Origin of the sequence: Streptomyces sp. CA-249302, from assembly GCF_050936785.1 — a bacterium.
Classification (GTDB): Bacteria; Actinomycetota; Actinomycetes; order Streptomycetales; family Streptomycetaceae; genus Streptomyces.
Genome location: NZ_JBNJMG010000001.1, coordinates 4,631,399 through 4,655,531 on the forward strand (window position 1 = coordinate 4,631,399; position 24,133 = coordinate 4,655,531).

The 24,133-nt window shown below is 70.8% G+C and carries 21 protein-coding genes and 1 tRNA gene; 9 read left to right on the forward strand and 13 right to left on the reverse strand.

Features of this window, described 5'->3' with window-relative positions; translation table 11 throughout:
* Positions 1–24: 24 nt before the first annotated feature.
* Positions 25–684, reverse strand: coding sequence for a response regulator (locus ACQEWB_RS20635; RefSeq protein ID WP_432833063.1), 660 nt, complete (start codon positions 682–684; stop codon positions 25–27).
* Positions 657–1,970, reverse strand: a complete 1,314-nt coding sequence (locus ACQEWB_RS20640) for a sensor histidine kinase (RefSeq protein ID WP_432833065.1) — start codon at positions 1,968–1,970, stop codon at positions 657–659. Before ACQEWB_RS20640 ends, ACQEWB_RS20635 begins: the two co-directional genes overlap by 28 nt.
* A gap of 174 nt (positions 1,971–2,144) precedes the next feature.
* Between ACQEWB_RS20640 and ACQEWB_RS20645 the strand changes: the two genes are divergently transcribed.
* Positions 2,145–2,999, forward strand: coding sequence for an ABC transporter ATP-binding protein (locus tag ACQEWB_RS20645; protein ID WP_432833068.1), 855 nt, complete (start codon positions 2,145–2,147; stop codon positions 2,997–2,999).
* A complete protein-coding gene (locus ACQEWB_RS20650) occupies positions 2,993–5,089 on the forward strand; it encodes an ABC transporter permease (RefSeq protein ID WP_432833070.1) in 2,097 nt (698 codons plus the stop codon). Before ACQEWB_RS20645 ends, ACQEWB_RS20650 begins: the two co-directional genes overlap by 7 nt.
* A 257-nt stretch (positions 5,090–5,346) precedes the next feature.
* Here the strand turns inward: ACQEWB_RS20650 and ACQEWB_RS20655 are convergent.
* From ACQEWB_RS20655 to galU, 7 genes are all read right to left on the reverse strand, one after another.
* A tRNA-Ala gene (locus ACQEWB_RS20655) sits at positions 5,347–5,420 on the reverse strand.
* Positions 5,421–5,543: 123 nt separating this feature from the next.
* Positions 5,544–6,815, reverse strand: coding sequence for a divisome protein SepX/GlpR (sepX, locus tag ACQEWB_RS20660; RefSeq protein WP_432833072.1), 1,272 nt, complete (start codon positions 6,813–6,815; stop codon positions 5,544–5,546).
* Positions 6,816–7,011: 196 nt separating this feature from the next.
* Positions 7,012–7,668, reverse strand: coding sequence for a GNAT family N-acetyltransferase (locus ACQEWB_RS20665; RefSeq protein WP_432833074.1), 657 nt, complete (start codon positions 7,666–7,668; stop codon positions 7,012–7,014).
* A gap of 20 nt (positions 7,669–7,688) precedes the next feature.
* Positions 7,689–8,204, reverse strand: coding sequence for a MogA/MoaB family molybdenum cofactor biosynthesis protein (locus ACQEWB_RS20670; protein ID WP_432833076.1), 516 nt, complete (start codon positions 8,202–8,204; stop codon positions 7,689–7,691).
* Positions 8,201–8,629, reverse strand: a complete 429-nt coding sequence (moaC, locus tag ACQEWB_RS20675; RefSeq protein WP_432833078.1) for a cyclic pyranopterin monophosphate synthase MoaC — start codon at positions 8,627–8,629, stop codon at positions 8,201–8,203. Before moaC ends, ACQEWB_RS20670 begins: the two co-directional genes overlap by 4 nt.
* Positions 8,630–8,843: 214 nt before the next feature.
* Complete coding sequence (glp, locus tag ACQEWB_RS20680; protein WP_432833080.1) at positions 8,844–10,166, reverse strand: molybdotransferase-like divisome protein Glp; 1,323 nt, start codon at positions 10,164–10,166, stop codon at positions 8,844–8,846.
* Positions 10,167–10,170: 4 nt separating this feature from the next.
* Positions 10,171–11,073, reverse strand: coding sequence for a UTP--glucose-1-phosphate uridylyltransferase GalU (gene galU / locus ACQEWB_RS20685; RefSeq protein ID WP_432833082.1), 903 nt, complete (start codon positions 11,071–11,073; stop codon positions 10,171–10,173).
* A 133-nt stretch (positions 11,074–11,206) separates the two neighbouring features.
* Here galU and ACQEWB_RS20690 point away from each other — a divergent pair, with 133 nt between their 5' ends.
* Positions 11,207–11,791, forward strand: a complete 585-nt coding sequence (locus ACQEWB_RS20690; RefSeq protein ID WP_432833084.1) for a 5-formyltetrahydrofolate cyclo-ligase — start codon at positions 11,207–11,209, stop codon at positions 11,789–11,791.
* A 150-nt stretch (positions 11,792–11,941) separates the two neighbouring features.
* On the opposite strand, the gene ACQEWB_RS20695 is transcribed toward ACQEWB_RS20690, so the two are convergent.
* Complete coding sequence (locus ACQEWB_RS20695; protein WP_432833086.1) at positions 11,942–14,698, reverse strand: penicillin acylase family protein; 2,757 nt, start codon at positions 14,696–14,698, stop codon at positions 11,942–11,944.
* Positions 14,699–14,927: 229 nt separating this feature from the next.
* Here ACQEWB_RS20695 and ACQEWB_RS20700 point away from each other — a divergent pair, with 229 nt between their 5' ends.
* The 6 genes from ACQEWB_RS20700 to mscL all read left to right on the forward strand — a co-directional run bounded on the left by ACQEWB_RS20700 (position 14,928) and on the right by mscL (position 20,705).
* Positions 14,928–16,463 carry a potassium/proton antiporter gene (locus tag ACQEWB_RS20700; RefSeq protein WP_432843917.1) on the forward strand — a complete coding sequence of 512 codons (1,536 nt, stop codon included), beginning with the start codon at positions 14,928–14,930 and terminating at the stop codon, positions 16,461–16,463.
* A 308-nt stretch (positions 16,464–16,771) separates the two neighbouring features.
* Positions 16,772–18,064: an MFS transporter gene (locus ACQEWB_RS20705; RefSeq protein ID WP_432833088.1), complete on the forward strand. Its 1,293-nt coding sequence runs from the start codon at positions 16,772–16,774 to the stop codon at positions 18,062–18,064.
* Positions 18,065–18,131: 67 nt separating this feature from the next.
* The gene (locus ACQEWB_RS20710) at positions 18,132–18,458 is read left to right on the forward strand and encodes an FmdB family zinc ribbon protein (RefSeq protein WP_432833090.1); all 327 of its coding nucleotides are present in this window, start codon (positions 18,132–18,134) and stop codon (positions 18,456–18,458) included.
* A 100-nt stretch (positions 18,459–18,558) separates the two neighbouring features.
* Positions 18,559–19,392, forward strand: coding sequence for an S-methyl-5'-thioadenosine phosphorylase (locus ACQEWB_RS20715; protein WP_432833092.1), 834 nt, complete (start codon positions 18,559–18,561; stop codon positions 19,390–19,392).
* A 155-nt stretch (positions 19,393–19,547) separates the two neighbouring features.
* The gene (locus ACQEWB_RS20720) at positions 19,548–20,090 is read left to right on the forward strand and encodes a hypothetical protein (protein WP_432833094.1); all 543 of its coding nucleotides are present in this window, start codon (positions 19,548–19,550) and stop codon (positions 20,088–20,090) included.
* 138 nt (positions 20,091–20,228) lie between these two features.
* The gene (gene mscL, locus ACQEWB_RS20725) at positions 20,229–20,705 is read left to right on the forward strand and encodes a large conductance mechanosensitive channel protein MscL (RefSeq protein ID WP_432833096.1); all 477 of its coding nucleotides are present in this window, start codon (positions 20,229–20,231) and stop codon (positions 20,703–20,705) included.
* 43 nt (positions 20,706–20,748) lie between these two features.
* On the opposite strand, the gene ACQEWB_RS20730 is transcribed toward mscL, so the two are convergent.
* From ACQEWB_RS20730 to pflB, 3 genes are read right to left on the reverse strand one after another with little or no spacing between them, the layout of a single operon-like run.
* Positions 20,749–20,931 (reverse strand): hypothetical protein, encoded by a 183-nt coding sequence (locus ACQEWB_RS20730; RefSeq protein ID WP_432833098.1) that lies wholly within the window; start codon positions 20,929–20,931, stop codon positions 20,749–20,751.
* Between the two features lie 52 nt (positions 20,932–20,983).
* Entirely contained in the window at positions 20,984–21,796 is an 813-nt protein-coding gene (gene pflA, locus ACQEWB_RS20735) for a pyruvate formate-lyase-activating protein (RefSeq protein WP_432833100.1), read from the reverse strand.
* Positions 21,797–21,808: 12 nt separating this feature from the next.
* A complete protein-coding gene (pflB, locus tag ACQEWB_RS20740; protein WP_432833102.1) occupies positions 21,809–24,106 on the reverse strand; it encodes a formate C-acetyltransferase in 2,298 nt (765 codons plus the stop codon).
* Between the last annotated feature and the right edge of the window lie 27 nt (positions 24,107–24,133).

Here is a 24,133-nt window from a genome sequence, read left to right on the forward strand (position 1 = left end):
CTGTCTGCCCGGATGCGCCCCGCCTCAGCCCCTGAGGTACGCCAACACGGCGAGCACTCTCCGGTGGACGTCGTCCGCCGGAGGCAGGTCCAGCTTGGTCAGGATGGACCCGATGTGCTTGCCGACGGCCGCCTCGGAGACCACCAGTTCGCGGGCTATCGCGCCGTTCGACCTGCCCTCCGCGACCAGCCCCAGCACCTCCCGTTCCCTTGCGGTGAGCCGCGCGAGCGGATCGCGGCGCCGGCGCAGCAACTGCCGTACCACCTCGGGATCGACCACCGTGCCGCCGCCCGCGACATCGCGCAGAGCGTCCACGAACTGCTCCACCTGCCCCACCCGGTCCTTGAGCAGATAGCCGACGCCGGTCCCGTCCCCGGAGTCGAGCAACTCGGCGGCGTACGACCGCTGCACGTACTGGCTGAGCACCAGCACCGGCAACCCGGGCCGCTCCTCGCGCAACCGCACGGCCGCGTGCAGCCCCTCGTCCTGGAAACCGGGCGGCATGCGTACGTCGGTCACGACCACGTCCGGCCCGTGCTCGGCGACGGCGTCGAGCAGCGCGTCCGCGTCCCCGACGGCCGCGACCACCTCGTGCCCGAAACGGCCGAGCAGCCCGATCAGCCCTTCGCGCAGCAGCACGCTGTCCTCGGCGAGGACTATTCGCAGGGCGCGATCGGCCGGCAAGGAATCTCCACTCTCAGCAGGGTCGGTCCACCGGGCGGGCTGGACACTGCGAGTCTCCCATCGAGCACTGACACCCGGTCCGCAAGCCCGGTCAGCCCACTCCCGGCACCCGGCTCCGCGCCCCCGCACCCGTCGTCACGGATCCGCAGCACCAGCCGCCCGTCCGCGTACCCGCCGCTCACCTCGGCCCGGCTCGCCCAGCTGTGCTTGGCCACGTTCGCAAGCGCCTCGCGCACCACGAAGTACGCGGCGGACTCCACCGGTTGCGCAAGCCGCGGCAGCTCCAGGTCCACGTCGACCGGCACCGGGCTGCGATCGGCCGCGTCGGCGACGGCCGCCTCCAGGCCATAATCGGCGAGCACCTTGGGGTGGATGCCCTGGATCAGCTCGCGGATCTCGGCGAGCGCCTCCCCGGCTTCGCCGTGCGCCTTGGTGATCTGGTCGGCGAGCGGTCCGGGCGGGGCGTCGAGGCGGGCGAGGCCGAGGGTCATGGTGAGGGCGACGAGCCGTTGTTGTGCGCCGTCGTGCAGGTCGCGCTCGATGCGCCGGCGCTCGGCCTCGAAGGCATCGACAAGGCGTGCGCGGGAGCGTACGAGTTCGGTGAGGCGCGCGTTGTCGGTGGTGCGCGCCGGAGTGAGGAGCGCACGCGCGAGCTTGCAGCGCGCTCCGGCGGCGGCTCCCAGGGCGTACGCGCCCGCACCCAGGAGTACGAGCCCGAGCGCGGCGACAGCGCACGCGCCGCCCAAGCTGTCCACGCTCCACAGCTTCACCACCTTCGCCTCCCCCTGCACGCCGACCAGCACGGGCGCGGCCACCATGGACAGCGGAACACCGGCGCCCAGGACGACGGCGAGCGCGTCGAGCGGCCACAGCACCACCCCGAGCAACACGGCGTACGCCAGCTCGCGCCAGGTCACCGCCTCCCGCAACCGCGTCATCAGCCACGCCCGCAACCCCGGCGCGTCCGGCACCCGATGCGCCACCTCCGGAAGCCGACGCGCGGCGCCCGGCGCCGGATGCGCCGCGCCCGACACCAACCCCACCCCGACCCACCGCAGCCGCCACCGCTCGACGGCGGCCACCGGCAGCCCGACCAACGCGGTCAGCAAGAGCAGCGGCAGCCCCACGAGCACAACGGCCAGCGCGCCCCCGGCCACGGCCCCGCACACGATCACCACGAGGACGGCGGCCCCGAACACCGCCCCGCCGCCCAGGTAGGCGACCGCCCGCCACGGCCACGCCGACCGCAGGTACCCGCGTCCGCCCAACGCCCGCCAGATCTCCATGTCGATCACGTTAGAAGCGCCGCGCGGCCCGGACCATACGCCCCGGGCGAGCTCCGGGGGTATGCCTGGCCCTACCCCAACTCTCGCCCCTGCCGCACTGCTTCAGGCCCCGGCCACGAGGTTTCGTATTCCCGCCATCACCGAAACGCGGAGAGACACGGGGAACGAGGCCAGATGAGGACCCACGCGACGGACCCGACCAGCACGGCGGAGACGCCGGACCCGACCGGCACGAGCCACGCAACCGGAACGACCAACACGACTGGCACGACCGGCACGGTCAACGCGACCAGCACGGTCAACGCGATCGAACTCCGCGAGGTGCGGAGGGAGTTCGGCACCGGCGACGGCAAGGTGACCGCGCTCGACGGCGTGTCGCTCGCCTTCCCGCGCGCCACCTTCACCGCCGTGATGGGCCCGTCGGGCTCCGGCAAGTCCACGCTGCTGCAGTGCGCGGCCGGCCTGGACCGCCCCACCGCGGGCTCGGTCCGCCTCGGCGACACGGAGCTCACGACCCTCACCGAACGCAGGCTCACCCTCCTGCGCCGCGAACGCGTCGGTTTCGTCTTCCAGGCCTTCAACCTCCTCCCGTCCCTGACCGCCGAACAGAACGTGGCCCTCCCCCTGCGCCTGGCCGGCCGCCGAGTCCCGAAGCGCGAAGTCCGCGAAGCCCTGCACCAGGTCGGCCTCGGCACCCGCACCCACCACCGCCCCACCGAACTCTCCGGCGGCCAGCAACAACGCGTCGCCCTGGCCCGCGCCCTGATCACCCGCCCCGAGGTCCTGTTCGCCGACGAGCCGACGGGCGCCCTCGACACCCGGACCGGCAGGGACGTACTCGCCCTGCTGCGCACCATGGTCGACACGGAGCACCGCACGATCGTGATGGTCACCCACGACCCGGTGGCGGCGTCGTACGCGGACCGCGTCCTGTTCCTGGTCGACGGCGCCGTACACGACGAACTGGCCAGCGCATCCGCAAGCGAAATCGCGAACCGCATGACCACCCTGGAGGCCGCCCCGTGCTGAGCCTCGCACTCCGCACCCTGCGCACCCGCTGGGCGACCTTCACCGGCAGCTTCGTCGCGCTGGCACTCGGCGTCTCGCTCCTCACCGTCATGGGCCTGGCCCTGGCCTCCTCCGTCGACGCCCCCGAACGCCGGCCGGAACGGTTCGCGGCCGCCGAGGTGGTGGTCCAGGGCCAGGACACCCTGCAAGTACGTACCCCTTCAGGCATCCGCACGAAGAAGCTCGCCGCCCCACGCCCGATGCCGCCCCGCACGATCGCCGCCCTGCGCAAGCTGGGCCCGGTCACCGAGGACCGCTCCTTCGCCGTACAGGCAAAGGGCGCACCGCACGACCTGCTGGGCCATCCCTGGTCAACGGCCGCCTTCGCCCCGTACGAACTGACCACAGGCCGGGCCCCCTTGGCCCCGAACGAGGTCGTGGCCACAGGCGACTGGACAACCGTCGGCCAACGCCTGCACACCACCTCCGGAACGCTGAAGGTCGTCGGCACCGTCCACGAGCTCCCCTTCGAGAACGCCCTGTTCTACACGGACGCCCAGGCGGCCCGACTCGCACCGGTGAGCACGCAGTTGGTGGTGCGGGCGGATGCGGCGGAGGTACGGCGGGCGGTGACCGAGCAAGCCCAGCACAGCGACACCGGACCCGACACCAGCACCAGCACCAGCACCAGCACCAGCACCAGCACCAGCCTCCGCGTCCTGACCGGCGACGCACGACGCCTTGCGGACGCCGATCCCGACCGCGACCACGAAGCCCTCACCGCGCTGAACGCCCTGTTCGGAACGGCCGGCGGCGTCACCGGCTTCGTGTCGGTGTTCGTCGTGGCATCGACGTTCGCCTTCGCGGTGGCCCAACGGCGCCGGGAGTTCGGGCTGCTGCGCACCGTGGGGGCCACGCCGGGCCAGATCCGGCGGACGGTCTGCGCGGAGGCACTGCTGATCGGCGCGCTGGCCTCCGCCGCGGGCTGCGCGCTGGGCGGTTACGCCACCCCGCACCTGGCGTCCCGGGTGGTCGACGACGGCCTCGCGCCCGCGTGGTTCCGGATCGGCGCGCACACCTGGCCGTACCACCTCGCCTTCTGGACGGGCCTGTTGGTGTCCCTGTGCGGCGCGGCGGCCGCGTCCTGGCGGGCCGGCCGCACCCCGCCCGCCCAGACGCTACGCGAGGCGTCGATCGACAGCGCACCCCTGACCCGCGGCCGCCTCCTCGCCGGTACGGCCCTGCTGCTCACGGCGGCCGTCACCCTCGCCGTCTCCCTCCTGAACGACCCCGGCGACCTCCTCCACCGCAAGACCTACGTCAGCCGCCCGATGCTCCTGATCACCGCGACGGCCCTGCTCTCCCCCGCCCTGATCCGCCCCCTCACCCGCCTGATCGCCCGCTTCCCCGGCCCCATCGGCCTGCTGGTCCGCGAGAACACCGCCACCGCCGTCCGCCGCACCGCGTCCCTGGCGGCCCCGGTCCTGATCACAGTGGCCCTGACAGGCTCCCTGCTGGGCACCACGGCAACCCTCAGCGCCGCGAGATCGACAGAGACCCGCTCCCGCACCACCGCCGACTTCGTACTGACGTCACCCACCCCCTTCGACGCCACGACACTCGCGCACCTGCGCTCGCTCCCCGGCACCGTCACGTCCCCCACCGCATCGGCCGCGATCTACACCCTCGAGGACGACGTGGCCCTCATACAGTCGGAGGCCCGAGCGGTCGACCGACGCGCACTGGCGGCCACGACCCGCCTCCCCCTCACCGCCGGCCGCATCACCGCACTCAACGACGACTCGATCATCGTCAACGAGGAGTGGGCGACCCACACCGTCGGCCGCCGAGTGACCGTCTGGCTCGCCGACGGCACCCGCAAGTCCCTCCGCATAGCGGCCGTGATGCCGACCGGCACAGGCGACAACGGCGTGTACGTCACCCCGGCCAACGCCCCGCGCGCCCCCGTGAACCGGGTCGACGTGACGATACGAAGGGACACGGACCGTGCGCGTGCAACCGCGGCCCTGCGCGGCCTGACGGCTGAAACGGGCGGCGAGCTCCTCACCCGTGAGGAGTGGCTACGACGCACAGCTCCCGCCGGAACCTGATCCCGGTCCGGACGGCCCTGACCTTGCAGTCGGCGCGGGCCTCGGTCCACTTCCCATGGCCGGCCCTGGGAACGACCGCAACGGCATGCGCCCTCCTGGCCATCACCGCGACCCTGCCCTCGACGGCTCTCGCCCTCAGCCGCCGGGCGAGCCCTCGCCATCTCTGACGCAACCTCAGCAAAACAAAGATCCCGCCCGATCAACCGATCGGACGGGATCTCTCAACTGCCCCAGGTTTCCCTGAACAGTTGTTGCGGTGGACCTGTGGGGATTTGAACCCCAGACCCCCTCGATGCGAACGAGGTGCGCTACCAGACTGCGCCACAGGCCCTTGCAACGAGTGAAACTCTAGCACCCCGATCCGCGTGCTTGGAAATCCGTTCCCGGCCGACGAGCGGGAGCCGGGAACGGCAGCCGCACAGGTGGGACGGGTGAGGGGCCACGCGGGGGCCGCCTACTCGTTGGCGGCCCGCGGACGCTCGCTGTCCTCGTACTGATCGAACAACGGCGTACGCCCCCGCTCCCGCGCCCGCCGCGCGGAAGCCGCCCGGCGGGCGTCACTGCGCCCGTCGTCGTCCGCCTTCTCCTCCGTGGGATCCGCGGGCGCGGCCTCCGACGCCTCCGCGGCGGCCCGCTGCTCGGCCCCGGAGCCGCCCTGCGCCTCCTGGTCCGGCGTGACGGAACTCGACCGCGCCGAACTCCACGCGTCCGGCGCCCCGAGGTCCACGTCCGCGGTCGCCCGCGGCGCGACCGGCGCGGTCACGTACGTCGGCAACGGCACCGGCACCGGATCCCAGCTGTCCCCGTGCCCGGGCCGCCGCTGCCGCTCACGCTGCTGGTCGACCCATTCGGCGTGGTCGGTCTGCTCGACGAGCGCCCGCCGGTCGGCGGCGAGCGCCGACAGCCCGGGGTCGGTCACCGGCTCTGGCGCTCCCTCCGGCTCGTCGGCGTCCACTTCGCCGGGGGTACGGCGCCGCGGCTGACGCGCCCGCTCCCGCAACCGCTGCGCGGCGGCCTCGGCGCGCCGCCGGTCCATCTGGTAGGCGAAGCGACGGCGTTCCTGAGTACGCAGGTAGGCGATGTACCCGCTCAGCAGTACGGCGGGCACGCCGGGCGCCCACAGGAACGCGAGCCCCCCTACCGCGGCGACGATCGCGCCGAGCGTGAAGGCGAAGAAGAGCATCACGGTTGTGCGCCGACGGCGCGCGAGCGCCTTCATGCGCCGGGCGCGCGCGGCGGCCGCTTCCTCGGAGGGCGTGCGCCGAGGGGTGGGCACGCGCTTGCGCGCGGGCGCGGGGTTCGATGCGCGCGCCGGCTTGGAGGCGGGCTGGGGCGCAGGCGCGGAGCCGGAGGCGGGAGCCGGCGCCCCCACCTGTTCGCGCGCCGGTTGCGCACGCCCCGAAGCCGGCGCCTGAGCCTCGGCTCGCACCTCGGCCCGCGCCTGTGGCCGGGTCGGAGGCATGGCGAAGGCCCGGACGTCCACCGAGTCGGTGACGGCGTCCGGAGCGTCGGCGCCGGACTCCCCCTCGTCGGTGGAGCGCGCGCGCAGGTCCTTGGCGTACCGGCGCTCCATGCCCGCCCGTCCGGACAGCAACCGGATGGCAGTGCTGAAGCGTTCCGTCGGACGGGCCTCGTTCAGCTCGTCCTGCCTACGGAGCCACATCGGCACCAAGTAGGCGGCCCAGGCCCCGACAATGACTGCGTAGATGAGGCCGCTGCTGCTCACGCCTCACACGGTAGAGGGGTTTGCGTGAGGCCATCTGCCAATTGAGCCGGTGTGTCGCACGATCTGGCTGATATTTCGAACTTTTTTTGTGACCGATGCGATCAGCAGGCCGCCGAGGGCGCGAATTTAATGCCTTCAGACGGTCGCCGAGCGATCAATTTCGAACAAGCATTCAATTTCTCGGGCTTTGGGAGGGCTATGCGGGATTCCCCGGCGTGTTCTGCGGGTTCCGCGGGGTGTTGCGGGACGCGTCGGGCGACGTCTGCTGGGAGCGTGCCCGCTGCCAGCGGTTGAGCAACCCCTCGGGGGCCTCTTCCGCGGTGAGGGCGAAGACGAGGTGGTCGCGCCAGGCGCCGTCGATGTGGAGATAACGCGGCCTGAGGCCCTCCTCGCGGAATCCGAGTTTCTCCACGACCCGGCGGCTGGGCCCGTTCTCGGGGCGAATGCAGACCTCGATGCGGTGCAGACCAACGGTCCGGAAACAGTGGTCTACGACGAGCGCCACGGAGGTCGGCATCACACCGCGGCCGGCCACCCCCTCGTCGACCCAGTAACCGATGTGCCCCGAACACATGGAGCCCCAGGTGATTCCCGCGACCGTCAACTGCCCGACGAGCTGCCCCTGGTACTCGATGACGAATGGCAGCATGCGGCCCGAGTTCGCCTCGGAGCGCAGATGCCGGACCATCTGGCGGTAGGTCGGCCGGTGCGCGATGGGCCCGCTCGGGGTGGGCGGCGGGATGGTCGCCTCCCAGGGGCGCAGCCAGTCCCGGTTGCGCCGGTTGACCTCGCGCCACGCCCGCTGATCGCGCAGCTTTATCGGCCGGAGGACGATGTCGCCGTCCGCCAACACGACGGGCCAGGATGGGCTGTTCAGCTCGCACCCCCACTGATGGCGCCGGGTCTCGGGTGGTCGCCGCCACGGACCTGGTCGACGGCGTGGACCAGTAGTGGTTCCAGGACGGCCAGCCCGTCCTTCACCCCGCCGGTGGAACCCGGCAGGTTGACGATCAGCGTCCCACCCGCCACTCCGGCCAGGCCCCGGGAGAGCGCGGCGGCCGGCACCTTCTCCCGTCCGAACGCCCTGATGGCCTCCGCGATGCCCGGCACCTCGTAGTCGATCACCTCGCGCGTCGCCTCGGGCGTGCGGTCGGTCGGCGAGATGCCGGTGCCGCCTGTGGTGACGACGACGTCGTACCCGGCCTCGACGCCCGCGCGGAGCGCCGCCACCACGGGCTCGCCGTCGGGCACGACCCTCGGCCCGTCGACGGCGAACCCGAAGCCTTCGAGGCCCTTGGCGATCAAGGGGCCGCCCTTGTCCTCGTAGACCCCGGCTGCGGCGCGGTTGGAGGCGGTGACGACGAGCGCGCGGTAGGACACGGCGCTCATGCCCGGCTCCAGTGGCCCGACTTGCCGCCCGTCTTCTCCTCCACGCGCACGTCCGTGATGACCGCTCCCTTGTCGACCGCCTTGACCATGTCGATCACGGTGAGCGCGGCGACGGAGACCGCGGTGAGGGCCTCCATCTCGACGCCCGTGCGGTCCGTGGTCTTCACGGTGGCCAGGATCTCCACGGCGTCGTCCGCGACCGACAGATCCAGTTTCACACCGGACACCGACAAGGGGTGGCACAGCGGGATGAGGTCCGGGGTGCGCTTGGCGCCCATGATGCCCGCAATGCGCGCGGTGGCGAGGGCGTCGCCCTTGGGCATCCCCTCACCGCGCAGCAGCTCGACCACGCGCGGCGAGACGAGGACGCGTCCGCTGGCGCGCGCCGTGCGCGCCGTCACATCCTTCTCGGACACGTCGACCATACGGGCGGCGCCCGCCTCGTCGATGTGCGTCAGTCGGTCCTGCGCGGGGGGTCCGAGGGTCTCCCCCGGGATGGCACAGTCATGGTGTGTGGCGCTCCCGGTCCGGGCCCGTCGCGGTGCGGCGCACGGGCCTGTTTGTGCGCGACACGGTACCCCCAAGTCGGCGCAAACAATTGCTCAGGACCGGCCCACGGACCGGCACGCACGCGTGGGCTCAGCCCAGCAGTACGACCTCGACCTCGGTGCCCGGCTCCACGGACTCCACGTCCTCGGGTACGACGATCAGCGCGTCGGCGTGCGCGAGGGCCGCGACCAGGTGCGATCCGGCACCGCCGACCGGCGTCACGGAGCCGTCGGCGTACGTGCCCCTCAGGAACTGCCGACGGCCCTTCGGCGAGGTCAGCGCCTTGCCGGTGGTGAGGGTCGCACGAACGCGCGGGCGGTGGACGTCTTCGAGCCCCATGAGCGTACGGATGGCGGGGCGCACGAACAGCTCGAAGGAGACGTACGACGACACCGGGTTGCCGGGGAGCGCGAGCAACGGGGTGTGGTCGGGGCCGATGGAGCCGAAACCCTGGGGCTTGCCGGGCTGCATCGCGAGCTTGCGGAAGTCGATGCCACTGCCCGCCTCGTCCTCGTCGCCGACGTGCGAGAGCGCCTCCTTGACGACGTCGTACGCCCCGACGCTCACGCCGCCGGTGGTGACCAGGAGGTCGGCGCGGACGAGCTGGTCCTCGATGGTGGAGCGGAGAGTCTCGGCGTCGTCGGCGACGGCGCCCACGCGGTAGGCGATGGCGCCGGCGTCGCGGGCGCAGGCGGTGAGGGCGAAGCTGTTGGAGTCGTAGATCTGGCCGCTGCCCAGCTCCTCGTCGGGCTGGACGAGTTCGCTGCCGGTGGACATGACGACCACGCGCGGGCGCGGGCGCACGCGTACCGTGCCGCGTCCGATCGCGGCGAGCAGCGCGATCTGCGGCGGCCCGAGGAGCGTGCCGGTGTCCAGCGCCCGGTCGCCGGCCTTCACGTCGCTGCCCTTCGCGCGGACGTGCGCGCGTGCCTCGGCCGACCGGTACACGTGCACGTGTCCCTCGGCGCCCTCGGGCGCGAGGCTGCGGGCGCGCATCCCGGCCACCGGGCCCTCGCCGAGGCCCCCGTCGGTCCATTCGACGGGGACGACGGTCTCGGCGCCGGGCGGCAGCGGGGCGCCGGTCATGATGCGGGCGGCCTGGCCGGGCCCAACGTGCAGCAGGTCGGCCTGGCCCGCCGCGACGTCCCCGACGACGTCCAGGACGGCCGGGAACTCCTCGCTCGCGCCCGCGACATCCGCGACCCGTACCGCGTACCCGTCCATGGAGCTGTTGTCGAACGGCGGCAGCGAGACCGGCACCGTGACGTCCTCGACCAGGACGCAGCCCTGCGCGTCCAGGAGGTTCAGCTCGATGGGTTCCAGGGGACGAACGGTCGCGAGGATGTCCTCCAGGTGTTCGTCCACCGACCACAGATGGTCCGGGCCGGCGGTGCGGGGCGCGGCGCTGCTCAAGTTGCTACATCTCCTCGGCTACGTAACTGCGAAGCCAGGTCCGGAAGTCCGGGCCCAGGTCTTCACGTTCGCACGCGAGTCTGACAATGGCACGCAGATAGTCGCCGCGGTCCCCGGTGTCATAGCGGCGGCCCTTGAAGACGACGCCGTGCACCGGACCGCCGACCTTCTCGTCCGCCGCGAGCTGCTGGAGGGCGTCGGTGAGCTGGATCTCGCCGCCGCGGCCCGGCTCGGTCTTGCGCAGTATGTCGAAGATGTGCGGGTCGAGGACGTACCGGCCAATGATCGCGTAGTTCGACGGGGCGTCCGTCGCGTCGGGCTTCTCGACCATGCCGATCACCTTGACGACGTCGTCGTCCTCGGTGCTCTCCACCGCCGCGCACCCGTAGAGGTGAATCTGCTCCGGCGCGACCTCCATGAGCGCGATGACGCTGCCGCCGTGCCGCTCCTGGACCTCGACCATGCGCGCGAGCAGGGGGTCGCGCGGGTCGATCAGGTCGTCGCCGAGCAGGACGGCGAAGGGCTCGTGACCCACGTGCGGGGCGGCGCACAGCACGGCGTGGCCGAGCCCCTTGGGGTCTCCCTGGCGCACGTAGTGCATGGTTGCGAGGTCGCTGGACTCCTGGACCTTGGCGAGCCGCCCGGCGTCGCCCTTCTTCTGGAGTGCCGACTCGAGTTCGTAGTTGCGGTCGAAGTGGTCCTCGAGGGGGCGCTTGTTGCGTCCCGTGATCATGAGGACGTCGTCGAGGCCCGCGGACACGGCCTCCTCGACCACGTACTGGATCGCCGGCTTGTCGACGACCGGCAGCATCTCCTTGGGAGTGGCTTTGGTGGCCGGCAGGAACCGGGTACCGAGGCCGGCTGCGGGAATGACAGCCTTGCTGATCCTGGGCTGGGACTGAGTCATGGCCGCAACCTTATCCGGTGCCTTTGTAAGGAATCTGTGGCTCCGGTTAATTGGCTCTCATATGAGCACATTAGGAAGGGTACGGGTACGACCTGTGAGTCACATCGGACGTGCGGCCGACACTGACAAGCGAATGTTGCGACGAGAGTTCCTCGCAGTGAGGAACAGGTTGACGGTGGATGACCTGCGCGAAGCCGCGGGCGCGCTCGCGGAGCGCGCGCTGGAGCTGCCCGAGCTGGCGCGGGCGCGCTCGGTGGCGGCCTACGTCTCCGTCGGGAGCGAACCGGGCACCCTCGCGCTGCTTGACGCGCTGCACGCGCGGGGCGTGCGGGTCCTGCTACCGGCGCTCCTGCCCGACAACGACCTGGACTGGGGCGCGTACACCGGCGAGGGCTCCCTCGCGCGCGTCCAACACGGCGGAAAGATGGCGCTGTTCGAACCGTCCGGCGAGCGGCTCGGCCCGGACGCCGTGACCGGGGTCGACGTCGTACTACTGCCGGGGCTGGCCGTCGACGCGCGCGGGATGCGGCTGGGGCGTGGCGGAGGATCGTACGACCGCGTCCTGGCACGACTGGAGCGCGCGGACGTGCAGCCCACGCTGTTGGTGCTCCTGTACGACTCCGAGGTCGTCGAGCGCGTCCCGGCCGAGGCGCACGACCGGCCGGTGCACGCGGTGGTGACGCCGTCGGGCGTGCGCCGCTTCCGGCACGGCGCGTGAAATGCCGTGGGGCGCGCGGCAATCACCGCGCGCCCCACGGGCGCGACTCACGCCCCTCGGCCTGCTTCACGCCTCGCGGCGGGTCTCACACCTCTCGGCGCACCTCACGCCCCTGGACGCAGCCCACGCCCTCGGCTCACCACCAGCGACTCACGGTTTCAGCACCAGCGTGTCGCTCGTGCTCTTGTCGACGGCCTTCTCCGAGAAGTTCCAGTCGAGCAGTTCGCCGTCGACCCACTTGCCCGTCTGGTCGGTGTAGTGGGCGCTGTAGGCGTGTCCGGAGGCTCCGGTGAGGTTGATCCACTTCGACTTGTCGAGGTCGTCGAGGTTGACCACCATGCGCATCGACGGGACCCACACGACGCCGTAGCCGCCGGCGGCGTTCCAGCCGGTGGCGTTGACGGTGGCCTCGCCGCCGCTGAGCTTCCAGGGGCCGCGGTTGAGGATGTACTGCAGGAAGCCGGGGCCGTCGGTGCCGAGGGTCTGGTTCTTCAGGAACAGGCGGTGCAGCCGGCCCCAGCTCCAGGTGTCGATGTCCTTGCCGAGCTTGGCGGTGAGTTCCCAGCGGGCGTCGATCATGGCGCGCTTGAGCAGGTCGTCACGGTTGTTCTCGGCGCCCGGCCGGGTGAGCGACTTGGGCGTCGTCCACCAGTCGCTCTTCGGGTCGTCCAGGAGCTTGAGCACGACCTCGAACCAGCGGTCGCCGCCGTCCGGTTGCGCCTGGTCGGCGTCCCGCTCGCCGCACTCGCGGACCTTCTGCGTATCGTCCGCGGGCCCGGTGGTGTTGACCGGGTCGACCCACAGGCACTGGCCCTTGACGCGCAGTTCCTTGGGCAGCTTGTTGCCGAAGGCGAGCTTGAGGACGTTGCGCCAGACCGCGTTGAAGTAGGCGGCCGCGGCCGAGTCGGCGTCCTGGGTGTAGTCCCAGCCCTCCAGCAGCTTCTGCGCCTCGAGGACGTCCTTGTCGCCGACGTCGATCTTCAGCAGGTCGGGCACCAGCTTCTGGGCGATCACGCTGGTGTTGTCCAGCTGCATCTGGCGCATGTCGTCCGTGGAGATCTTGCCGCCGCCCTTGATCTTCTGCTCGATCAGGTCGGTGATGCGCTGGCTACGGGTGCCGTAACCCCAGTCCGTGGTGAGCGTGTAGGGGTACTTGTCCGGGTCGATGACGGCCTGGTTGGCGGTGACGATGTAGCCGCGCTTCGGGTTGTACTCGTAGGGCAGCGCGTCCTGCGGGATGTACCCGGTCCACTTGTAGCCGGAGTCCCAGCCGGGCGCGGGGAGCGAGCCGTCGTCGTTCTTCGCGCGCGTGGGGATCTTTCCGGGCAGTGTGTAGCCGATGTTGTCCTTGTCGGCGTAGATCAGGTTCTGCGAGGGGACGTCGAACAGCTTTGCCGCGGAGCGGAACTCGCTCCAGTCCGTGGCCTTGTCCATGGCGAAGACGGCGTCCATGGAGGTGCCGGGATCGAGCGCGGTCCAGCGCAACGCGATGCCGTAGCCGTCGCCGCGGTCGGGGGCGGCCGTGTCGACGGTGGCCTTCTTGCCGACCTTCACGAGCTCGTCGTCGCGGTCGGACAGCAAGGGACCGTTGTTGGTCTCACGGACGACGATCTTCTTGGAGGCGCCGCCGGCGACCTTGATGGTCTCCTCGCGGGTCTTGAACGGCTTGACCGTGCCGTCGTACAGGTACCCGTCGCCGCTGAGCTTCTCCAGGTAGAGGTCGGTGACGTCGACACCGGAGTTGGTCATGCCCCAGGCGATGTCCTGGTTGTGGCCGATGACCACGCCGGGCATGCCCGCGAAGGTGTAGCCGGTGACGTCGTACTGGCACTTGCTGGAGACCGTGCGGCAGTGCAGGCCCATCTGGTACCAGACGGACGGCAGCGAGGCCGACAGGTGCGGGTCGTTGGCCAGCAGGGGGTGTCCGGTGATGGTGTGATCCCCGGCGACGACCCAGGAGTTGGAGCCGATGCCCTGGCCGTTCACGCCGACGGCCGTGGGAACGTTGTCCAGGACGTTGTAGAGCCCCGAGAGCTGGCTCTGCAGGGCCGAGCCCGCCGAGGTCGAGGAAGAGCCCGTAGAACCGCTTGTGGACGTTCCGCTGGTCGACGTGGAGCCGTTCTGCTCGAACGTCTTGGTGAGCTCGTTGTACTGGCCCTCCTGGACGATCGCCTTGTTGCGGTCGTACGGATAGTCCGGGTACAGGTCCTTGATCTGCTTCGGGCCCAGGCGGCTGGTCATCAGGGCGCGGTCGATCTCGTCCTGCATGTTGCCGCGCAGGTCCCAGGCCATCGCCTTCAGCCACGAGACGGAGTCGACCGGGGTCCACTTCTCGGGCTTGTAGTCGTTGGTGAAGCCCAGGGCGGCGTACTCGAGGGAGATCTCCTTGCCGTCCTTGCCCTGCAAGTAGGCGTTGACTCCCTTGGCGTACGCCTGGAGGTACTTCTTGGTGGAGGCCGACAGCTTGGTGTCGTACTCCTCCTTGGCGACGCGGTCCCAGCCCAGGGTGCGCAGGAACTCGTCGTTCTTGACCTGGCCCTTGCCGAACATCTCCGACAGGCGCCCGGAGGTCATGTGGCGGCGCACGTCCATCTCGTAGAACCGATCCTGCGCCTGGACGTAGCCCTGCGCCATGAACAGGTCCTCGTCGGAGGAGGCGTAGATCTGCGGGATGCCGTAGCCGTCACGCTTCACGTCGACGGGACCTGACAGGCCGTCGAGTTTGATCGAGCCCTTCGTCTGCGGGAACGACGCGCGGACGGTGCTGATCGACCAGTACGCCCCGTAGGCGACACCTCCGATGATGGCCAGGACCAGCACCAGCACGATCAATCGGGCTTTGCGCCCCTTCTTCCTGCCGGACTTGCCGGGCTTGTCACCCGTTGTGGCGGTGGTGTTGGGGGGCATCGCTGTCCTTGCTGTCCTAACGCGAGCGGCAGGCGGTCCTGGAGTGCTGGAGCAACCATAGGCGCAGGGCTCCGAGCCCCTTGACGCGGTGTCGGGAACGAGCGCGGACGGACATTCGATCTCGCCACCGGAAGCGTCAAGAAATCGTCAAGAGTTAGGTAAGGTAACGAAGTACTTGGGTGCGGAGTTTCTCGGCTTCGTGTCCTATGTACGTGAGCTCCCGCGCGGGATGCGTGTGAGCCAGGGAAGGGAACGGCCGCTGACTGTCCACCACCTCAACCAGCTTCTGCTCGTCTGCTCGCTCGTCCTGCTCGTCGCCGTGGCAGCGGTCCGGATCTCCTCGCGCAGCGGGCTCCCCAGCCTGCTCGTGTACCTGGGGATCGGCGTCCTCATGGGCCAGGACGGGATCGGCGACATCCACTTCGACAACGCCGAGATGACCCAGGTCATCGGATACGCGGCCCTGGTCGTGATCCTGGCCGAGGGTGGTCTCGGCACGAAGTGGAAGGAGATCAGGCCGGCCCTGCCGGCCGCCTCCACACTGGCGCTGGGCGGGGTCGCGGTGAGCGTCGGGGTCACGGCGGCGGCCGCGCACTTCCTGGTCGGGCTGGAGTGGCGGCAGGCGCTCATCGTCGGGGCGGTCGTCTCCTCGACGGACGCGGCGGCGGTCTTCTCGGTGTTGCGGAAAATCCCCCTCCCCGCGCGCGTGATGGGCACATTGGAAGCCGAGTCGGGCTTCAACGACGCCCCTGTCGTCATCCTGGTCGTCGCCTTCTCCACGGCCGGCCCGGTCGAGCACTGGTACGTGCTGCTGGGCGAGATAGCGCTCGAACTCGCCATCGGCGCGGCCATCGGGCTCGCGGTGGGCTGGCTCGGCTCCTGGGGGCTCAGGCACGTGGCACTGCCCGCCTCCGGCCTGTACCCGATCGCCGTCATGGCCATCGCCGTCACGGCGTACGCGGGGGGCGCGCTGGCGCACGGCAGCGGGTTCCTCGGCGTCTATCTCGCCTCGATGGTGATGGGCAACGCGAAGCTGCCGCACTGGCCCGCCACGCGCGGGTTCGCCGACGGGCTCGGCTGGATCGCCCAGATCGGCATGTTCGTCCTGCTCGGCCTCCTGGTCACGCCGCACGAGCTCGGCGACGACGTGTGGCCCGCGCTCGTCATCGGCCTGGCGCTGACCATGGTCGCGCGCCCCCTGAGCGTGGTGCTGTGCCTGCTGCCCTTCCGGGTGCCGTGGCAGGAGCAGACCCTCATGTCCTGGGCCGGGCTGCGCGGCGCGGTCCCCATCATCCTGGCGACGATCCCGATGGTTCAGGGCGTCGACGCCAGCCGCCGCATCTTCAACATCGTCTTCGTCCTGGTCGTCGTCTACACCCTCATCCAAGGGCCCACGCTGCCGTGGCTCGCCCGCAAGCTGCGCCTGGGCGGGGACTCCGAGGCCGCCGACCTGGGCATCGAGTCCGCCCCACTGGAGCGGCTGCGCGGACACCTGCTGTCCGTCGCGATCCCCGAGGGCTCGAAGATGCACGGCGTCGAGGTCAACGAACTGCGACTGCCCGCCGGCGCCGCCGTCACCCTCGTCGTCCGTGACGGAAAATCGTTTGTCCCCTTGCCGACGACGGTCCTGCGGCGCGGCGACGAACTCCTCGTCGTCGCCACGGACCCGGTCCGGGACGCGGCGGAGAAGCGGCTGCGGGCCGTGGGCCACGGGGGCAAGCTGGCCGGGTGGCTGGGGGCGAACGGGGCGGCCGCGGAGCGCTGAGGGGGCGGTGCCCACCGGGACGGGCGCGCCGTGTCGTTAATGGCGCATTTCGTACGGTTCACGCCCCCGTCAATCGCAGGTAAACGCGCGCATGGTGCTCGTTTTCACAGGCGTCGCAGGCGTCGCCCCCTGTACGATGAAGGCGCACTTTGATCGAACCAACTCTGCCTGACGCAGAGCTGGCGCGACCGTATGGCGGTCGGAGCACCTCCGCAGTGGGCCCCGGCATCTACCGCAGTTCCGCGCAAGAGGACAGCTCTCGGCGCCCCCGCACGGGCGCGCTACCAGGTGGCAGAAAGGCACGGGCCGTGGCGTCCACGGTCTCCACCGAGCCGTCGAAGGACACGTCGGCTTCCTCCCGCCCGGGATACGGGCAGTTGCTGCGCACGCGCGGCGCATGGACGTTCCTGCTCCCCGGTTTCGCGGCGCGCCAGCCGTTCGCGATGCTCACCATCTCCATCGTGCTGCTCGTGCAGCACACCACCGGCTCGTACGGCGCGGCGGGCGCCGCCGCGGCCGTCACCGGTGTCTCCATGGCGCTGTTCGCGCCCTACAGCGGCCGCCTCGCCGACCGCTACGGGCAGCGCGCCGTGCTGATCCCCGGCGTGCTGCTGCACACGCTGTCAGGCGTGACCCTGACGGCGCTCGCGCTGGCCGACGCGCCCCTGTGGGCGCTGTTCGCGGCGGCCGTGCCGACGGGCGCCTCGGTGCCCCAGGTCGGGCCGATGGTGCGCGCCCGCTGGGGTGTGAAGCTCCAGGACACTCCCCTGATGACCACAGCGGCGGCCTTCGAGTCCGTCACGGACGAGCTGACCTTCGTCTTCGGCCCGCTGCTGGCCACCGCACTGTGCACCGGCGTCACCCCGGCCGCGGGCCTGATGACGGAGTCCGCGCTCACCCTGCTCGGCGGCCTGCTGTTCGCGGCGCAGAAGAGCACCCAGCCCGCCGTCACCGTCGACGGCCACGCGCGCGTGGAGCACACCTCCGCGCTGCGCGTGCCCGGTGTGCGCGTCCTGGTCGTGGCCTTCCTGGGCATCGGGTCCGTCTTCGGCGGCATGCAGGTGTCGCTGGCCGCGTTCACCGAGTCGATCGGCGAGCCCGGTCTGAACGGTGTCCTGTACGGCGTCTTCGCCGCGGGCAACATGCTCTCCGGGATCGTGTGCGGCGCGGTCGCGTGGAAGGTGGCTCCGCAGCAGCGCCTCGTCGTCGGCTACGGCGCACTCGCGCTGACGGCCTCCGGCCTGTGGGCCGCGCACTCCGTGCTCGTCCTGGCCGGCCTCGGCCTCCTCGTCGGCATGTGCATCGCGCCCGCGCTGATCACCGGCTACACGCTGGTCGAGGGCCTGGTCCCGGTCGGCGCCCGCACCGAGGCGTTCACCTGGCTGACCGGCGCGGTGGCGCTCGGCCAGGCGGCCGCGGTCACCGTCGCCGGACAGCTGGAGGACCGCTTCTGGGGCGGCGCCGGTTTCCTGGTGCCGATGGGCGGGACAGTGCTCGCTTTTGCGACCCTCGTGACCCTCAAGTCACGCCTGGCCACACGGCCCCGGAGCCGCACGGTCGCACGTGGCGTCGGTCACCGAGTGCCGGTGACGGTGGACTGATCCTCGGGAATACGTCACTATGGACCCTCGTTAGCACTCATTGAGTGAGAGTGCCAGGAGGAAGACAGTGCCCACCTATCAGTACCAGTGCACCGAGTGCGGCGAGGGCCTCGAGGCGGTGCAGAAGTTCACCGATGACGCCCTGACCGAGTGCCCCAACTGCGGTGGCCGCCTGAAGAAGGTGTTCTCCGCGGTCGGCATTGTCTTCAAGGGCTCCGGCTTCTACCGCAACGACAGCCGCGGCTCCTCTTCGAGCAGCTCGCCGGCGTCGTCGTCCAAGTCGTCGACGTCCACCTCGACGTCCTCGGACTCGTCATCGTCGCCTTCGACTTCGTCGTCCTCGGACTCGAAGTCGTCGAGCACCGGCTCCTCCTCCAGCAGCAGCGCCGCGTAGCACTCGCGCCCACGGGACCCTGTCGTCGTACGACGGCGGGGTCTTCGGTGTTTCCGGAGGCGCTCTCCGTGTGTCTCCGGGGCCGGATACTGTGCTGGCCATGGCGAACGCAGAGATCGGTGTAATCGGCGGCTCGGGCTTCTACTCGTTCCTCGACGACGTGACCGAGGTCCAGGTGGAAACCCCATACGGACCGCCCAGCGACTCCCTCTTCCTCGGCGAGGTCGCCGGCCGGCGGGTCGCCTTCCTGCCCCGCCACGGCCGCGGCCACCATCTGCCTCCGCACCGGATCAACTACCGCGCCAATCTCTGGGCGTTGCGCTCGGTCGGTGTGCGCCAGGTGCTGGGGCCGTGCGCGGTGGGCGGTCTGCGTCCCGAGTACGGGCCGGGCACGCTGCTCGTGCCGGACCAGCTGGTGGACCGTACGAAGTCCCGGGTGGGGACGTACTTCGACGGCCTGCCGCTGCCCGGCGGCGCCGTGCCGAACGTGGTGCACGTGTCCCTGGCCGATCCCTACTGCCCCGTCGGCCGTGCGGCGGCCCTGAAGGCCGCGCGAGGCCGGGACTGGGAGCCGGTGGACGACGGCACTCTGGTCGTGATCGAGGGGCCGCGCTTCTCGACCCGTGCCGAATCGTTGTGGCACCAGGCGCAGGGCTGGTCGGTGGTGGGCATGACCGGCCACCCCGAGGCGGCGCTCGCCCGTGAACTGGAGCTCTGCTACACGTCGATGACCCTGGTCACCGACCTCGACGCGGGCGCGGAGACCGGCGAGGGCGTCTCGCACGACGAGGTGCTGCGGGTGTTCGCGGCGAACGTGGACCGGCTGCGGGGCGTGCTGTTCGACGCCGTCGCCGGCCTGCCCGCGAACGAGGATCGCGACTGCCTGTGCACAACGGCGCTGGGCGGCATGGATCCGGGCTTCGAGCTGCCGTAACGCGGCGGCGAGAAGGCCTCCGAGGGAGCGGAACTTCCCGTTCGGGTGAGGGAGTTGTCCACAACCCGTCGGTAGTCCACCGGCCTCGGCGGGAATCGGCGTGAAGCCTCATCGTGGGCCTGCAAGCCGATTCCTCGACGCAGGTGGTGATCCGCATGTCCAGCCCTCCTCCACTGCCCTTCTCCCCTTCCTCTCCGCTCCCGCCCGGCACCGACACCCCCGCCACGTGCGAGGTTCCGCACTTCGCCCCCGTGCGGGTGCGCGGCGGGCGGTATCAACTGGCGCGGCTCGTACGGCACCGGAGGCGGGCCGTGGCGATCGGCCTAGCCGTCACGGCGGCCGCGCTGGTGGCAGCCGGCCCACGAGACGGTGACGGGGCGCGCGGGCATCCGGTGGCGGAGCCCGTACGGAAGCACCGTGCCGTCCAGATGGTGTCCGCGCCGGTGCGGATCGCCGACGCGGCGACGGTGCGGCTGCTGCGGCCCGGCGACCGGGTGGACGTCATCGCCGCCCAGGAGACGGCGACCGGCGGCGACGCGCGTGTGGTCGCGCGCGGGGCGCGGGTGACCAAGGTGCCGGAGCCCGTGGACAGCGCCGCCGACAGCGGGGCGTTGGTCGTGCTGTCGGTGCCCCGGTCCACCGCGGCGAGCCTCGCCGGAGCGGGTGCGACGGCACGGCTGGCGGTGACACTGTGTTGAGTTTCGCCGTGCGCATCCTGCGTCAATTCCTGTCAAGTCCCCCGTTCGAGCTACCCAATTGGACATGGCGGCCTCGCGTTGACGTAGGTTGCGGAGCTGTTTGTTCCACAACCTGTGCATGCGAGAAGAGGCCACGAGGTGAGCGCGAAGAAGGAACCGAGCGTCTGGGACGGCTTCAAGGCCTTCCTGACGCGCGGGAACGTCGTCGATCTGGCAGTAGCGGTGGTGATCGGCGCCGCCTTCACCAACATCGTCAACTCGGTGGTGAAGGGGGTCATCAACCCGCTGGTCGGGGCGATCGGCACGAAGAACCTCGACAGCTACAGCTCGTGCCTGAAGGACCCGTGCGTGCTGAACGCCGACGGGACTGCGAAGAGCGGCATTCCGATCCTGTGGGGCTCCGTCCTCGGCGCCACCCTGACCTTCGTGATCACCGCGGCCGTCGTCTACTTCCTGATGGTGCTGCCGATGTCGAAGTACCTGGCGCGGCAGGAGGCCCGCAGGAAGGCGAAGGAGGGCACGCACGAGGTGATCGAGGTGACCGAGCTGGAGGTGCTCAAGGAGATCCGCGACGCGCTGGTCGCGCAGCGCGGCTCCGGGCACAGCGAGCAGTAGCGGCGGCGGCCCGCCGGCTCTGGCGGGTGGCGGCCGGGGCGGCTCAGAGGTGGTGGGGCGGCTTCTCGTCCAGGAAACGCTTCAGGTCGGCCGCGGAGTCGCCCGCGGCTCCCGGTCGCTCGCCCCAGCCGCCGTCCGTGTCGTCCGAGGACTGCTGGTCCAGCGGGTCGTCGAAGATCAGCGCGGGCTTCGGGGCGCGCGGCTCGGGAGCGGGGGCGGAGGTCATGCCTCCAGGGTACGGCCCCGGGGGCGCGCGGCGGCCGGATGGCGCCGGTGGCTCACACCGCGTACAGGCCGTGCGCCGTGAAGACGCTCCTGGCCAGGGCGGTCTGCTCCGGAGTGGGGCAGGGGGTGTCGTCCAGGGGGAAGGGCCGGCCGAGGGCCTGCCACTTGGCCTCGCCGAGCCGGTGGAAGGGCAGGACGTCGACGCGGCTGACGTTGCCGAGCGAGGCGGCGAAGGCGGCGACGCCCTCGATGTTGGCCGGGTCGTCGGTGAGGCCGGGCACGAGCACGAAACGGACGTGGACCTCCTTGTCGAGGTCGGCCAGGCGCCGGGCGAAGTCGAGGGTGGGCTGAAGGGGGCGGCCGGTGACCTTGCGGTAGGTGGCGGGGTCCCAGGACTTGATGTCGAGCAGGACCAGGTCGGTGTCCCGGAGGAGCGCGTCGGTGGCGCGGACGCCGAGGAAGCCCGAGGTGTCGAGGGCGGTGTGCAGGCCGAGTTCGTGCTTGAAGCGGTGCAGCAGCTCGCCGGTGAACACGGGCTGGAGCAGGGGTTCTCCCCCGCTGATGGTCGCGCCTCCGCCGGCCGCCTCGATGAACCGCGTGTACTTGCCGGCTTCGGCGACGAGCTCGTCGGCGGTGGTCCGTCTGCCGTCGCGCATCCGCCAGGTGTCGGGGTTGTGGCAGTACAGGCAGGTCAGCGGGCAGCCCGACAGGAAGGTGACGAAGCGGGTGCCGGGTCCGTCGACGCCGGTCGACAGGTCCCACGAGTGGACCGACCCCACGGCCGGGCGACGCGTCACCGCGGCGGCCGGGGTGGCGGGGCCCGTCCGCGCCGGCGTACTCGGCGCGGACGGAAGAAGCGTGGTCATCGCCCTGCTCCCTTACAGCGCACCGTGGAAGGTGCGGTCGATGACGTCGAGTTGCTGCTCGCGCGTGAGGCGGACGAAGTTGACCGCGTAGCCGGAGACCCGGATGGTCAGCTGGGGGTACTTCTCGGGGTGCTCCATCGCGTCCTCGAGGGTCGCCCTGTCGAGCACGTTGACGTTCATGTGGAAGCCGCCGCTCGCCATGAAGCCGTCCAGGACGCCGGAGAGGTTGGCGGCGCGCTCCCCGGGGGTGCGGCCGAGGGCGTCCGGGGTGATGGTGTTGGTCAGCGAGATGCCGTCCTCCGCGTCGTCGTACGGGAGCTTGGCGACGGACAGCGCCGAGGCGATGTAGCCGTGCTCGTCACGCCCGTTCATGGGGTTGGCGCCGGGCGCGAAGGGTGTGCCCGCGCGGCGGCCGTCGGGCGTGTTGCCGGTCTTCTTGCCGTAGACGACGTTCGAGGTGATCGTCAGGACCGACTGGGTGTGCACCGCGTCGCGGTACGTCGGGTGCCGACGGACCTTCTCCATGAACTCGTGGACGATCCACTGGGCGAGCCCGTCGGCCCGGTCGTCGTTGTTGCCGTACGCCGGGTAGTCGCCCTCGACGACGTAGTCGACGGCGAGTCCCGTTTCGTCCCGGACGACCTTCACGCGCGCGTACTTGATCGCGGACAGGGAGTCGGCGGCGACCGACAGGCCGGCGATGCCGCACGCCATGGTGCGCAGGATCTCGCGGTCGTGCAGGGCCATTTCGAGGCGCTCGTAGGCGTACTTGTCGTGCATGTAGTGGATGACGTTGAGCGCGTGCACGTAGGTCTTCGCGAGCCAGCCGAGCATGGCGTCGTAGCGGGCGAGGACGGTGTCGTGGTCGAGGTACTCGTCGGTGATCGGTTCGAAGCCCTCGATGACGGTCTTGCCGGAGACCTCGTCGCGGCCGCCGTTGATGGCGTACAGCAGGGCCTTGGCGACGTTGACGCGGGCGCCGAAGAACTGCATCTGCCTGCCCATGGCCATCGCGGAGACGCAGCAGGCGATGGCGGTGTCGTCGCCGTACTTGGGGCGCATGAGCTCGTCGGACTCGAACTGCAGGGCGCTGGTGTCGACGGCGACCTGGGCGGCGTACTTCTTGAAGGCCTCGGGGAGGCGCTGCGACCAGAAAACGGTGAGGTTGGGTTCGGGGGCGGGGCCGAGGTTGTACAGGGTGTTGAGGGCGCGGAAGGTGGTGCGGGTGACCAGGGGGCGCCCGTCCTCGCCGAGGCCCGCCATGGACCAGGTGACCCAGGTGGGGTCGCCGGAGTAGAGCTCGTTGTACTCGGGGGTGCGCAGGAAGCGCACGATGCGGAGCTTGATGACGAAGTCGTCGACGAGTTCCTGGGCCTCGGACTCGGTGAGCAGGCCGCGCTCGATGTCCCGCTGGAGGTAGATGTCGAGGAAGGCGTCGATGCGGCCGATCGACATGGCCGCGCCGTTCTGCTCCTTGACGGCCGCGAGGTAGGCGAAGTAGAGCCACTGGACGGCCTCGCGGCCGGTGCGGGCGGGGCCGGAGATATCGTGGCCGTAGGAGAGGGCCATGGCCTTGAGTTCTTCGAGGGCGCGGATCTGCTCGGCGACTTCCTCGCGTTCCTGGATCACCTGCGCACTCGGCCAGAGGACTTCGACTGCGCTTTTATCCGCTCGCTTGGCGACGATCAGCCGGTCGACGCCGTAGAGGGCGACCCGACGGTAGTCGCCGATGATGCGGCCGCGGCCGTAGGCGTCGGGCAGGCCGGTGATGATGCCGGAGGAGCGGCATGCGCGGATCTCGGGCGTGTAGGCGTCGAAGACACCGTCGTTGTGGGTCTTGCGGAGCTTGGTGTAGATCTCCCGGACGGCCGGGTCGGCCTCGTACCCGTAGGCGTTCAGCGCGCTTTCGACCGTCCGCCAGCCGCCGTTGGGCATGATGGCGCGCTTGAGCGGGGCGTCGGTCTGGAGGCCGACGACGATGTCCAGGTCGCGGTCGATGTAGCCGGGCGCGAAGGCATCGATGCGAGAGGGGGTCGTGACGTCGACGTCGTGGATGCCGCGCTCGATCTCGGCGGGGAACATCGCCAGGAGCTTGTTCCAGACCCTGGTGGTGCGCTCGGTGGGGCCGGCGAGGAAGGTGGCGTCGCCCTCGTAGGGAACGTAGTTGTGCTGGACGAAGTCGCGGACGGCGATGGTGTCGCGCCACAGGCCGCCCCGGAAGCCGGTCCAGGCGTCCCCCTGCGGCGACGGCTCGTGCGGCGTCTCCTCGGCAGGGGTGACGTTCGTGGTTTCCGCAGGGGTGACAGTCATGGCCCGCGCCTTCCGCATCGCTTCGTG